We start from the raw sequence: 14,012 nt of genomic DNA, 5'->3' as shown, positions 1-14,012 counted from the left end.
ACTCATGAACGAAATTAAAACTAAAGTCAAAACTTTTCTTGCCAAATTTTTCGGCAGTCATGACTTACAACCAGATGAAGATATTTTTGCTCTGGGCTTTGTCAACTCGATGTTTGCCATGCAACTTGTTTTATTTGTAGAGCAAGAGTTTCAGATTGCTATTGAAAACGAAGATTTGGAGTTTGAAAATTTTCGCACAATTAACTCTATTGCGAATTTGGTAGAACGCAAAACTGCTATTCTCACGCAGTAATTTTATGTAGCCAAAATAGTATTATGAAACTAGAATTATCTGCTCAACAAAAAAAAGCTCAAACGGAATTTCAAGCTTTTGTCAATCAGGAAATATGTCCTGATGCTGGGAAATGGGATAGGAAAGAATTGACCCCACCAGAACTTATTCACAAAATAGCTCAACGTGGTTTTCTCGGTGCCATTTTACCCCAAGAATATGGCGGTCAGGGAATGGACATGATTACCTATGGCATTCTCAATGAAGAAATTGGACGGGGATGTTCTTCTGTGCGGAGTTTGTTGACAGTTCACAACATGGTTGCTCATGCTTTGTGTAAATGGGGTCATAAATCTCAAAAACAGTATTGGCTTCCCAAACTAGCATCTGGAGAAATTATTGCTGCTTTTGCGTTAAGCGAACCAAATGTAGGTAGCGATGCCAAGAGTGTAGAAACGACAGCAACACCTACTGGTGACGCTTATATCTTAAATGGGCAGAAGAAATGGATTACCTATGGACAAATAGCAGATATATTTTTAGTCTTTGCAAAATGTGACGGTAAACCTACTGCTTTTTTAGTTGAAAAAAATAGCCCAGGATTCTCAGTCAAACCAACCTCTGGCATTTTAGGTGTTAGGGCTTCAATGCCAGCAGAATTACAGTTGAATAACTGTCAAATTCCTCAAGAAAATTTAGTGGGTAAACTAGGTTTTGGATTTTCCTACATTGCTGCTTCTGCGCTTGATTATGGTAGATATAGTGTGGCATCGGGATGTGTAGGTATTGCTCAAGCTTGTTTAGAAGCTTGTCTCAAGTATACAAATGAGCGAAAACAGTTTGGTGTTTATTTGAAAGAACATCAATTAATTCGTCAAAAAATTACTCAGATGATATCTAACACAAAAGCGGCAAGATTGTTATGTTATCAAGCTGGTTATCTCAAAGACATTAACGACCCCAACTCAATTATAGAGACTTCTATTGCGAAGTATTTTGCATCTACAGTAGCTACCAAAATAGCAAATGATGCTGTGCAAATTCATGGCGGTAATGGTTGTAGTAGTGAGTACCCTGTTGAGAGGTATTTACGAGACTCAAAAATTATGGAAATTATTGAAGGTAGTACTCAAATTCAAGAAGTTACTATTGCCGAGTCAGGTTATCAAGATTATCTTTTGGCAAATGTAACTACTAGCTTAGACAAGAAATTAGTAGAGAGAATTTAATATATGATTAGTACTCAAGAGCAAAATATAAATGGCAAACAAAAAGATAAAAAAGTTATTAAATGTGTTGTTTGGGATTTAGATAATACCCTATGGCACGGAGTTTTATTGGAAGACGAAAAAGTTGTCTTGCGAGAAAATATAATAAATCTGATTCAAACTTTAGATAATCGTGGTATCCTACAATCTATAGCTAGTAAGAATGATTTTGCTACAGCAATAGCTAAATTGGAACAATTTGGTTTAAAAGAGTATTTTTTATATCCCCAAATCAATTGGAATTCTAAGGCTGCTTCCCTCAAAGAAATTGCTAAATTACTGAATATTGGGATGGATGCGATCGCTTTCATCGATGACCAATTATTTGAACTGGAAGAAGTAAAGTTTTCCTCACCAGAAATTCTTTGTATAAACGCAAATAAAATAGGGGATATATTAGATATGCCAGTTATGAATCCCCGTTTTATTACGGAAGATTCACGAATTAGAAGGTTGATGTATGTTAGCGATATTGAACGGCAAAATGCAGAGAAAGAATTTGTTGGCACAGCAGATGAATTCTTAGCTACTCTCAAGATGGATTTGACTATATCCTCTGCAAAAGAAGAAGATTTACAGCGTGCAGAAGAGTTAACATTACGGACTAACCAATTGAATACAACTGGTTATACATACTCCTACGATGACCTGAATCATTTTCGCACCTCAGAAAACCATAAACTGCTAATTGCGAGTCTGGAAGATAAGTATGGTAGCTACGGGAAAATAGGTTTAGTTTTGATTGAATGCCAAGCAGAAATATGGACAATCAAGCTGTTGTTGATGTCTTGTCGGGTGATGTCGAGGGGAGTCGGGACAATTATGTTGAATCATCTTATGAGTCTGGCTCAAAGCAATAATGTGCGTCTTCTGGCAGAGTTTGTATCAAACGATCGCAACAGAATGATGTATGTATCTTATAAGTTTGCCGGGTTTAAAGAAATTGAAAAGCATGGCGATTTAGTAATTTTTGAAAATGATTTAAGTCGCATTCAAGATGTGCCTGGATATGTGAAATTTCAAGTGATTGATTAAGATTTTATGGCGCTTTATTTTTATTAAAATAAGATTTTTATCACGCAGAGAGAAGTTGCGTGCGCGGGTTCCTCCCGTTCAGCAAAATTCGGTGGACGCAAAAGCGCAGAGAGTATTTGGAAGTGAGTAAAAGCAATAAAGGTTCAATTATATGAATAAAAAAAGTGATATTGATCAAAGTTATGAATTGATGGAAGGAGTTGCTATTATCGGCATGGCGGGGCGTTTTCCTGGAGCCATGAACGTAGAATCTTTTTGGCAAAATTTACAAGATGGTGTAGAGTCTTTATCCTTATTTACAGATGCAGAGTTAATCGCTGCTGGTGTACCTGCGGCGTTAGTAAATGATAGCAATTATGTTAAAATCGGTGGTGTTTTAGATAATATAGATTTATTTGATGCGGCATTTTTTGATCTGAATCCGAAGGAAGCGGAAGTAACAGACCCTCAACATCGCCTGTTTTTAGAATGCGCTTGGTCAGCTTTAGAAAATTCTGGTTACGATTCAACAAAGTGTGCAAGCAGAATTGGTGTTTATGCTGGTGCTAGCTTAAATAACTATTTATCTTTTGATTTACAAAATGACCAATTAGGGTCAGGGGAATCATACCAAAAGTTGATTGGCAACGATAAAGGTTTTCTCTCAACTCGTGTTTCTTATAAATTAAATCTTACCGGGCCCAGTATTACAGTTCAAACAGCTTGTTCTACATCATTAGTTGCTACTACCCTTGCCTGTCAAAGTTTACAAAATTATCAATGCGATATGGCTTTGGCGGGAGGGGTTTCTATTCGATTACCGCAAAAAACTGGTTATTTTTATGAACCAGGAGGACCGCTATCTCCTGATGGTCATTGTCATGCTTTTGATGCCAAGGCGCAGGGAACGACTGTTGGTAATGGTGTGGGAGTAGTAGTTCTCAAGCGAGTTCAAGATGCGATCGCCGATGGTGATTGCATATATGCTGTGATTAAAGGCGCTGCAATTAACAACGACGGTTCGATGAAAGTTGGGTATACAGCGCCTAGCGTCGATGGACAAGCAGAAGCGATCGCCGAAGCGATCATGTTAGCAGAGGTAGAACCACAGACAATCAGCTATATTGAAGCCCACGGTAGCGGTACAGTTTTAGGGGATCCGATTGAAATTGCCGCGCTGACTAAAGTTTTTCGTGCCAGTACCGAGAAAAAGAATTTCTGCGCCATTGGTTCAGTCAAAACGAATATTGGTCATTTAGATGCAGCCGCAGGAGTTGCAGGCTTAATCAAGACTGTTTTGGCTCTAAAACATCAATTGATTCCACCAAGCCTCAACTTTGAGCAGCCAAATCCGGAAATCGATTTTGCCAATAGTCCTTTTTATGTCAACACCAAGCTAAGAGAATGGAAAACAGGCTCAACTCCCCGGCGTGCTGGTGTGAGTTCTTTAGGAATGGGAGGAACAAATGTTCATCTAGTTCTGGAAGAAGCCCCGGTTGTAGAGAGGGTGAGCAGGGGAGCAGAGGAGCAGGGGAGAAAATATCATTTGTTACTACTCTCTGCGAAAACTGAGTCTGCGTTAGCAACTGCCACACAAAACCTTAGCCAACATCTGATGCTACATCCTGATATTAATCTTGCAGATGTAGCTTATACTTTGCAAGTCGGACGCAGAGACTTTAGTCATCGGCGAATGTTGATTTGCTCTGATGTCCAAGACGCAATTCAGGCATTGAATCAGCCAGCATCACAACGAGTGATAACTCAATTTTCAGAGTCAGGAACTCGCTCTGTTGCTTTCATCTTTCCTGGGAAAGATGGGGTGTATGCAAACATGGGCAGAGAACTCTACGAAACTGAATCAGTATTTCGCGCCCAGGTAGAACGGTGTTGCTTAATATTAAAACCACATCTAGAGTTTGATTTGCGTTCCGTAATTTATCCCAGTGAATCTGAGCGAGAAACCGCATTAGAAAAACTGCAACAAACTGGCTTTGCTCAAAGTAGCTTGTTTGTCATTGAATATGCTTTGGCTCAATTGTGGATGTCCTGGGGTATTGCTCCTCAAGCAATGATTGGGCAAGGTATCAGTGAATACGTTGCTGCTACTTTAGCTGGAGTGTTTTCCCTGGAGGATGCCTTGGGATTAGTAGCGAATGAATTTTCTACTGAGTTGTTAGAAAAAGTCCAACTCAATCCTCCAAAAATTCCCTTCATATCCAATGTTAGCGGAACTTGGATTACTCAAGCTGAAACAACAGACCCTAACTATTGGGTACAAATACAGCAGTCAACACTTTTTCATGAAGGAATTGCCGAGTTATTTAAAGATAAACAGCGAGTTTTGCTAGAAGTTGGTTTTGGAAAGACTTTGAGTAATGCAGAATTAGCTGTGCTGACCTCAATACCCCATGCTCATGAACAGCATTCAGAAGTCGCATCTTTACTCAACTCTTTGGGTCAAATGTGGATGTTGGGAATCAAGGTTGATTGGTCAAGCTTTTACGCTAATGAATACCGTTATCGTCTTCCCTTACCAACTTATCCCTTCGAGCGTCAGCGTTATTGGTTTACATCCGCCCAGGAATCGTTACAGCAAAATTCATCGAGACATCCTGTTGAAAATCAACGTTATTCTATTGAGTTAGATTCCTCGTCTACCTCAGAAGCAGTAGCACAAAAATCGTTAGATAAAAAGCCAAATATCACTGACTGGTTTTACATTCCTGTATGGAAGCAATCCATGCCACTTGAGTTTTTCCAAGAAGAAGTGAGCAAACAAAAGTTACATTGCTTAGTCTTTGTAGATAACTATGGAGTAGGAAATAAATTTGTCAAACGGCTTGAACAGCAGAATCAGGATGTGATCACTGTACGGTTAGGAGAACAATTTAGGAAGCTTGATGAGCGAATTTATGTCATTAATCCCCAACACCCAGATGATTATGATATGTTGCTTAAAGAATTGCAACAACAGGGGTTTAAACTAAATAGAGTTGCTCATTTTTGGAATGTTACACCAAATGATATTTCACTCGCAAATGATTTAGAATTATTTGCATATTATCAGGATCTTAGTTTCTATAGCCTGTTATTTTTAGCACAAGCAATCGGAAAACAAGATATTTGGGATGCCCTTAAGATGATGGTCGTCACCAGTAATTTATATGATGTAAATGGTGATGAAAAACTATATCCACAAAAGGCGACAGTATTAGGCCCATGCAAGGTAATTCCTAAGGAATATCGCCATATTGATTGCAGTCTTGTTGATTTAGTAATACATTCTGTTCAAACATCTTTACCCCAAAAAATTATAGATAAATTAGTAGCAGAATTAACACTGCAAAAAACCAATGAAATAATTGCTTATCGTGGATATCATCGCTGGATACAAACCTTTGATGCAGTACCATTACATGACCAGATTGCCAGCAAGGCTAAGTTAAGAAAAGGTGGAGTTTACTTGATTACTGGTGGACTTGGAGGAATTGGTTTAGTATTAGCAGAACATCTAGCCAAGACAGTCCAAGCTAAGTTAATCCTCATCGGTAGAAAGGGATTACCGGAACTATCTGAATGGGAACAATGGCTAGTAAAACATGATAGCCAAGACTCTATTAGTCGTCAGATTCAAAAAGTGCGATCGCTTGAAGAATTAGGAGCAGAAATTGAGGTCATAAGTGCTGATGTAACTAATTCTGCACAAATGCAAACAATAATTGATCAAGCTTTACAAAAATTCGGTCAAATTCATGGTGTAATTCATGCGGCTGGGATTCCTGGTGGTGGTGTTACCCAACTCAAGACGCGGGATATGGCTAATAATGTCTTAGCAGCAAAAGTCAAAGGAACATTAGTTTTAGAGGAAGTTTTCCAGAAGACAAATCTGGACTTCTTTGTACTTTGTTCGTCCAAAACTTCAATTTTGGGTGAATTTGGACAGATAGATTATTGTGCAGCTAATGCCTTTTTAGATGCTTACGCTCATTATCATACTTCCACCTCCGAGCGATTAACAGTATCAATCAGTTGGGATACTTGGCAAGAAGTCGGTTTTGCAGTGGAAACTGTATTACCAGATAGTATTAAACAAGAGCGTGCAGAAATTATCAAAAAAGGCATATTATCTCAAGAAGGTATCGATGTTTTTAATCGTATTCTAGGAAGTAAGCTGCCTCATCTTATTGTTTCAACTCAAGATTTACCAGCATTAATTCAGCAAAATAATTCTCCCCAATATTTACAGGATAAATTAACGCTTTTAGATGACAAATTATCTTCAGTCAATCTCTCAAAAGCAAAACATCCTCGTCCCAATTTAGGTAACGATTACATTGCTCCCGAAACCCAAATCGAGCAAATCCTGGCTGACATTTGGCAAGAAATTCTGGGAATTGACAAGATAGGTATCTACGACAACTTCTTTGAGTTAGGTGGAAATTCCATTAACACAATTCAAATTGCAGCCAAAGCTAACCAAGCAGGTTTGAAGTTAACATCTCAACAGTTTTTCCACTACCAAACAATTGCTGAATTAGCAACAGATTTATCTATTACTCCAACTATCGAACCCGAAGAGTTAGAAATCACATCGATTCAGCATAGCTTCCTTGAAGAAAATCAGCCCGATTTACAAAATTCCCAGCAATCTTTATTGCAGCAAATACAGCGAGTGTGTGATGACCCGCATTTGTTAGAAAATATTGAAGACATATACGAACTTACACCTGTACAAAAGGGGATGCTTTTCCACTGTTTGCTTGATAGTGAATTGTCCTTATATTTTTTCCAACATATCTTTACTTTGCGTGGCAATCTGGATATGACGGCGTTTGCCAAAGCTTGGCAATTGGTGATGGATAGACATCCAATTTTACGTACTAGATTTTATTGGGAAGAACTGGATAATCCATTACAAATTGTGTACAATCAGGTAGAAGTTCCCCTGAATTATTATGATTGGTCTAATGTAAATTCAGTTGAACAAAAATCACAGCTTGACTCTTATATTGTAAGCGATCGCCAAAAAAGTTTTGACTTCTCTCAGCCATGTTTGATGCGTCATACTTTAATTCGCTTTACTGATGACAAGCATCTATATATTTGGAGCTTTAACCACATTATTATCGATGGTTGGGGTGGCTCATTAGTATTCCAAGAGTTTGTAGAAACTTATGGGACACTTTGCCAAGGTAAAGAAACTAGTTTAGCGCCTACTCGTCCTTTTCGGGACTACATTGATTGGTTACAGCAACAGGATATATCCAAAGCCGAAAATTTTTGGCGACAAGCATTGCAGGGTGTCAAAACAGCAACGCCTCTAACTTATATAGAAAAACGAGAAAAAATTGAGCGATCGCCTACCCAAGAAGTCAGGTATAGTGAAGAGATAATTCAACTATCATCAACCACTACACAAGCGCTACAGTCTTTTGCTACACAACATCATCTTACCCTTGCTACGATAATGAACGGTATCTGGGCCGTTCTCCTCAGTCGTTATACTTGTTGCCACAATATATTGTATGGTTGCACTGTTACTGGAAGACCAGCAGATTTGCATGGAGTAGAATCAATGGTGGGTATGTTTGTTAACACCTTGCCCATCCATGTCAATATAGATACTGAACAGCTTTTTTTGTCATGGCTACAGCGTTTTCAATTGCAATTAGTTGAAGTACGCGACTATGAATACACTCCATTAACAGAAGCTCATAAGTGGAGTGAAATCCCACGAAACTCCACTTTGTTTGAAAGTATTGTAGTGGTTGAAAATTTTCCTGTCAGCGAATTCATCCGAGATTGGCAGGGAAATATAGAATTTCAACATACAGAATTGTATTACCGAAATAACTATCCTCTGAACTTGGTTGTGTACCCAAATAAAGAGTTATTAATAGCTATTTCCTATGATTCTAGAAGATTTGAGACTACTACCATTACTGGTATCCTCAAAGATATCGAAATGCTATTGCAAGGGTTAATAACTAATCCCCATTTCCAGATTAAAAACTTACCCTTGCTGACACCAGAACAACAACAAATTGCTGCAATCTTAGAAAAAGAAGTATCTTTTAATTGGTCTTCTCCCTCATGTACTTAAATTTTCTTCTAAATCATTTGTGAAAATCTTTATTTATTATCTCTCTGCGTTACGCCAGTTGCTACAACGCGGGAAACCCACGCAACATACTGGCTCCTCTGTGTCTCTGTGGTTCGTTTAAAAGAACTATTTTTCACAACTCCCACACGGATTTCTACATATGAATACATTTGAAAAATGTGAATCCAACGTCAGAAGCTATTGCCGTAATTTCCCTGCCATATTCCATCGAGCTAAGGATTCTATCATTTATGCTGAGTCAGGTGAAGAATATATAGATTTTTTTGCTGGTGCAGGTGCTTTAAATTATGGTCATAATCATGACTACATAAAACAAAAAGTCATATCATATTTAGATGCTGATGGAATTGCCCATGCTTTGGATATGTATACTTCTGCAAAAGAGAAGTTTTTAGCTAAATTTGATGAGGTAGTATTAAGTTCAAAAAAACTAGATTATCGCATTCAGTTTTGCGGGCCTACCGGAACAAATGCAGTTGAAGCGGCTTTAAAGTTAGCGAAAAAAGTCAAGCAAAGGTCGGGGATATTCTCCTTTATGGGAGCATATCATGGCATGACTTTGGGTAGCTTATCTATTAGTGGCAATGTTGGAATTAGAGCGGGGGCAATTGGTACATCAAGTAATGTAACTTTTATGCCTTATCCCTATGGATTCATGGAAAGTTTTGACACAATAGAATATATAGAAACAGTCTTAAATGATGTTAATTCTGGAATTGAAAAACCAGCAGCAATCATCTTTGAAACAGTGCAAGCTGAAGGTGGAATTGTTGTAGCTCCGATTGACTGGATGCAACGACTTAGGAAGTTATGCGATGAACATGATATTTTATTAATTTGCGACGATATTCAAGTTGGCTGCGGTCGAACAGGGTCTTTCTTTTCTTTTGAAAGAGCAGATATTGTTCCTGACATGGTAGTACTTTCTAAATCTATTAGTGGGTATGGTTTTCCCATGTCGCTATTATTAATTAAACCAGAGTTAGATATCTGGGAACCAGGCGAGCATAATGGTACTTTTAGGGGTAATCAATTAGCATTTATTGGAGCAACAGCTGCTCTAGAATATAGAGAAAGTAGCCATCTTGAAAAGGATGTCAAAATTAAAGAGCTTTTTTTAAAAGATTTTCTCACTCAAGAAATAGCCCCAATTAGTGAAAACATCGCAATCCGGGGAATTGGCATGATTTGGGGAATTGATGTTAAAAATTTTGGCGGTAACACTTTTGCTAAAAGTATAACCTCCCGTTGTTTTGAACTAGGGTTAATACTTGAATTAGCAGGCAGAAATGATACTGTAATTAAAATTTTGCCCCCCTTGGTAATTGATATGGCTACTTTACAAAAAGGTTGTTCGATTATCAAAACAGCTTTTAATGAGTTAGCAGCATAGTCTTTTGAATATTTAATTAGAGTGAGGAAGGAAATTATGATTGCAAATAAAACTAGAAATAACTTGAATGCTGAAAATTTATTTCCTCATAAGATTTACTGGCTGAATCAAATTTCTGACGAACTACCTGAGACTACTTTGATTGCAGATTATGTCAGACCTGCAATATATGAAGGCACAAAAAAGTCAGTAAGCTTTGAAATACTAAATGATTTGTCTGAAAAAATCATTAAGTTTACGAATAACTCTAATTTTGCTATATATTTATTACTCTTAGCAGTATTAAGCATTTTTTTCAAAAAATATAATGGAACTAATGATGTTATAGTTGGCTCTCCAATTTATCCAAAAACAAGAAGTGATGATAATTTACAGACAAAAGTAATTCCTTTACGCTTTAACGTTGATAATCAACTCGCTTTTAAAGATTTACTGGTTCAAGTTAAAGAAATAGCTGTTAATGGTCATACTCATCAAAACTATTCTTTTGATGAATTGATTGAATTATTAAACTTACCCAACACCCAGAATCGCTTTTTCATTTTTGACGCAATAGCTTTATTAGAAAATATACATCGCTTAGAAGATGTCAAAGAATTAAAAAATGATTTAATTTTTTCTTTTAAAGTTAATGGCAATTTAATTGCCTGCCATATATACTACAATGATTTATTGTTTACAGAAAAGAGTATTAGAATCATTGCCGATTGTTATATTAATATTTTGAATTGTGTTATTAACAATAGTTTAACTCAAATATCAGACATCGCTGTTTTAAGCGCAAGCGATCGCAACATTTTATTAAAAGATTTTAACGATAATACAAAACTATATCCCATCAATCAAACAATAGACCAGTTGTTTGAAAAACAGGTACAACAGACACCTGACAAATTTGCTGCTGTTTTTGGAAATACTCAATTAAAATACCGGGAATTAAATGATAAAGCAAATAAACTAGCTATATTTTTGTCTAAACTAGGAGTCCAAAAAGGAAATTTTGTTGGAATTATTAAAGAACGGGATATCAACTTTCTCATAGGCATACTTGCCATACATAAAGTTGGTGGAGTCTATGTCCCAATTGATAGTACATATCCGCCTGATAGAATCAAATACATGATATCTAACAGCGAAGTGAGAATTTTATTAACAGACTCTTCCTATTTAGATATTTTGGTTGCTTCACAGGAAGATTGTCCGGTTTTGGAATGCTTAATATGTTTAGATATTAAATCAGAGCAGCAATCATTCAATACTATAAAAATATATGATGAACTAGATTTTGATAACTTCCCTAAAGAGAATTTAAAGGTAAATCATCAGGGAATCGATCCGGCTTATATGATTTATACGTCCGGTTCCACAGGACTACCAAAGGGAGTAATTATTAGACATGGTAGTGCAATCAACCATATCTATGCTGAATTTGATGCTTTAGAGTTGACTGAAGACTTGACTTTTCTTCAAACGGCTCCGGCTTCATCTGATATTTCCGTTTGGCAATTTTTAGCGCCTATCTTAATTGGTGGAAAGACTGTCATCATCGATACCGAAAGTATTTGTAATCCAGAAAAGTTATTCAAAGTTATTAAAGAAGAGAAAATTACTATTGTTGAGTTAGTCCCAGTCGTCCTGTCAGGCTTATTAGATTACATCTCCCAACTACCCACAGATGCAAGATTGTTACCCGATTTGAAATGGATGATGGTCACAGGAGAATCTGTATCAGTAGAACTGGTAAATAAGTGGCTGAGGATGTATCCCTCAATTAAAGTAGTTAATGCTTACGGGCCAAGTGAAGCTGCTGATGATATTACTCAATTTATCGTTACTCAACCTTTACCAGACAACCAACGTACAGTTCCTATTGGTAAACCATTAGCAAACTTAAATATCTATATTCTTGATGCTCAAATGCAACTAGTACCAATTGGATTTCCTGGGGAAATTTGTGTATCAGGATTTGGGGTAGCTGAAGGGTATTGGCAGAATGAAAAAATGACAAAATCAAATTTTGTTCCTAATCCATTTTCTACCAATGCTAAACCATTACCAGGAATAGATAGAGATTTAATTTATAAAACTGGAGATTTAGGCAGGTGGCTTCCTGACGGAAATATTGAATTTCTGGGACGGATAGATCATCAAGTGAAAATTCGTGGTTTCCGCATCGAATTAGGAGAAATTGAAGCTCTAATAAATCAGCATTCTGCTGTTAAAGAAACTGTAGTTATTGTGAGGGAGGAAAATGCTCATGATAAACGCTTAATTGCTTATGTTGTTCTTAGTCCAGAGTTTCATCAGAATGAAATAGCTACTAGCGAACTAATCCAAAAATTACGCAATTTACTAAAAGAAAGGCTACCAGACTATATGGTACCCTCGGCAATTTTATCTCTAGAAGCACTACCCCTGACTCCCAGTGGTAAAATAGACCGTCGGGCATTACCTATACCAAATTTTCAAAATGAAGAAATTAGCTTCGTTGCACCACGCACTCCCGCAGAAGAGCTAGTTGCTGACATTTGGATGCAGATATTAAAGCGAGAGCATCTAGGTATTCATGATAACTTCTTTGATTTGGGTGGACATTCTTTACTGGCGACTCAAGTTATTTCCCGGTTGCGCGAAGCGTTTAGGGTAGAGTTGCCTTTACGCAGTTTATTTGAAGCACCTACAGTTGCTCAATTGGTAGAGCGTATCGAAAAGATGCTGACAGTCCAACAGCTACAGTTTATTTCTATGGATGCAGTAGATCGTGAGGAGATAGAAATATGAAAACTATTGAAGAGTTTTTATCCGATCTTTGCAGTCTCGATATCAAACTGTGGGTTGAAGAAAATCGCCTGCGTTGCAACGCCCCTCAAGGTGCGCTGACACCAGTTATTAAAGCAGAACTAGCTGAACGCAAAGAAGAAATCCTCGCTTTTATACGTAAAAACAACGTAACTTTCAGTTCCCATAATCAGCCGATTCGCCCAGTACCACGGACGGAAAATCTACCTCTATCCTTTGCTCAACAAAGACTCTGGTTTATTGATCAGTTACAACCAGGCAGTAACTTTTACAATCTACCAGCCGCCTTTGATCTGCAAGGCTCACTCAATGTAGTAGCACTGGAAAAGACCCTCAACGAAATTGTACGGCGGCATGAAGTCTTAAGAACCACTTTTGCTTCACAACAAGGGCAACCCGTCCAAGTCATCCACCCGACTTTGACTTTAAATTTGCCTGTAATTAATTTGCAAGAATTACCGCAAGTAGAGCGCGAAGCGGAAGTTCAAAAACTTCTGAGTACGGAAGCTTCGCAATGTTTCAAATTAGCTGAAATACCATTGCTGCGATGTACTCTCTTACAATTAGCCCAAGAAGAGTATGTAGTGATGTTTACTATGCACCACATCATCTCTGATGGTTGGTCGATGGGGATACTCATTCAGGAAGTAGCAGCACTATATGAAGCTTTTTCTCAAAATCAAGCTTCACCGCTTCCAGAATTACCCATTCAATATGCAGATTTTGCTATTTGGCAGCGCCAATGGTTGCAGAGAGAAGTTCTCGAAAATCTTCTTACTTACTGGAAAAAACAACTTGGTGGGAATCTGCCTGTCTTACAATTACCCACAGACTATGCCCGACCGCCAATTCAGAGTTTTCGTGGTCAAAGAAAATCATTTGCTCTATCCACTGATTTGACTGAGGCGTTAAAGACACTGAGCCGTCATGAAAATGCAACTCTTTTCATGACCTTGTTAGCCGGGTTTAAGACATTGTTGCATCGTTACAGCAATCAAGAAGATATTTTAGTAGGTTCACCGATCGCCAATCGTAACTGGCAAGAGATTGAAAAACTAATTGGTTTTTTTGTCAATACCTTTGCCAAATTACGAGGGTTCAACGCCCGTAGAAACGGGATGAATACGTCCTAAAGAAGTAAGCTTGGCAAAAATCTGGTTTAATAAAATAGGCTCAGGA

The 14,012-nt window shown here is 37.6% G+C and carries 6 protein-coding genes and 1 pseudogene; all 7 read left to right on the top strand.

Going from position 1 to position 14,012, the window contains the following annotated elements; genetic code table 11:
* Positions 1–4: 4 nt before the first annotated feature.
* Positions 5–253 carry an acyl carrier protein gene (locus H6G18_RS16585; protein WP_190408206.1) on the top strand — a complete coding sequence of 83 codons (249 nt, stop codon included), beginning with the start codon at positions 5–7 and terminating at the stop codon, positions 251–253.
* 23 nt (positions 254–276) lie between these two features.
* Complete coding sequence (locus H6G18_RS16580) at positions 277–1,461, top strand: acyl-CoA dehydrogenase family protein (RefSeq protein WP_190408205.1); 1,185 nt, start codon at positions 277–279, stop codon at positions 1,459–1,461.
* Between the two features lie 3 nt (positions 1,462–1,464).
* Complete coding sequence (locus H6G18_RS16575) at positions 1,465–2,535, top strand: HAD-IIIC family phosphatase (RefSeq protein WP_190408204.1); 1,071 nt, start codon at positions 1,465–1,467, stop codon at positions 2,533–2,535.
* A gap of 151 nt (positions 2,536–2,686) precedes the next feature.
* Positions 2,687–8,620, top strand: coding sequence for a type I polyketide synthase (locus H6G18_RS16570; RefSeq protein WP_190408203.1), 5,934 nt, complete (start codon positions 2,687–2,689; stop codon positions 8,618–8,620).
* Between the two features lie 160 nt (positions 8,621–8,780).
* Positions 8,781–10,034 (top strand): diaminobutyrate--2-oxoglutarate transaminase, encoded by a 1,254-nt coding sequence (gene ectB / locus H6G18_RS16565; protein WP_190408202.1) that lies wholly within the window; start codon positions 8,781–8,783, stop codon positions 10,032–10,034.
* A gap of 36 nt (positions 10,035–10,070) precedes the next feature.
* The gene (locus tag H6G18_RS16560) at positions 10,071–12,815 is read left to right on the top strand and encodes a non-ribosomal peptide synthetase (RefSeq protein ID WP_190408201.1); all 2,745 of its coding nucleotides are present in this window, start codon (positions 10,071–10,073) and stop codon (positions 12,813–12,815) included.
* Positions 12,812–13,906: pseudogene (locus tag H6G18_RS16555) on the top strand (condensation domain-containing protein); the annotation flags it as partial. The gene H6G18_RS16560 and the pseudogene H6G18_RS16555, both read left to right, overlap by 4 nt.
* Positions 13,907–14,012: the final 106 nt, after the last annotated feature.

The sequence above is a fragment of the Anabaena subtropica FACHB-260 genome (assembly GCF_014697105.1).
Classification (GTDB): Bacteria; Cyanobacteriota; Cyanobacteriia; order Cyanobacteriales; family Nostocaceae; genus Trichormus; species Trichormus subtropicus.
The sequence above is the reverse complement of the archived record's forward strand: the minus strand, read 5'-3'. Positions and strand labels throughout refer to the sequence as shown.

Excerpts from the sequence above, each read along its gene's own strand:
- H6G18_RS16585 (WP_190408206.1), top strand. The coding sequence starts at position 5 with ATGAACGAAATTAAAACTAAAGTCAAAACTTTTCTTGCCAAATTTTTC.
- H6G18_RS16580 (WP_190408205.1), top strand. The coding sequence starts at position 277 with ATGAAACTAGAATTATCTGCTCAACAAAAAAAAGCTCAAACGGAATTT.
- H6G18_RS16575 (WP_190408204.1), top strand. The coding sequence starts at position 1,465 with ATGATTAGTACTCAAGAGCAAAATATAAATGGCAAACAAAAAGATAAA.
- H6G18_RS16570 (WP_190408203.1), top strand. The coding sequence starts at position 2,687 with ATGAATAAAAAAAGTGATATTGATCAAAGTTATGAATTGATGGAAGGA.
- ectB (WP_190408202.1), top strand. The coding sequence starts at position 8,781 with ATGAATACATTTGAAAAATGTGAATCCAACGTCAGAAGCTATTGCCGT.
- H6G18_RS16560 (WP_190408201.1), top strand. The coding sequence starts at position 10,071 with ATGATTGCAAATAAAACTAGAAATAACTTGAATGCTGAAAATTTATTT.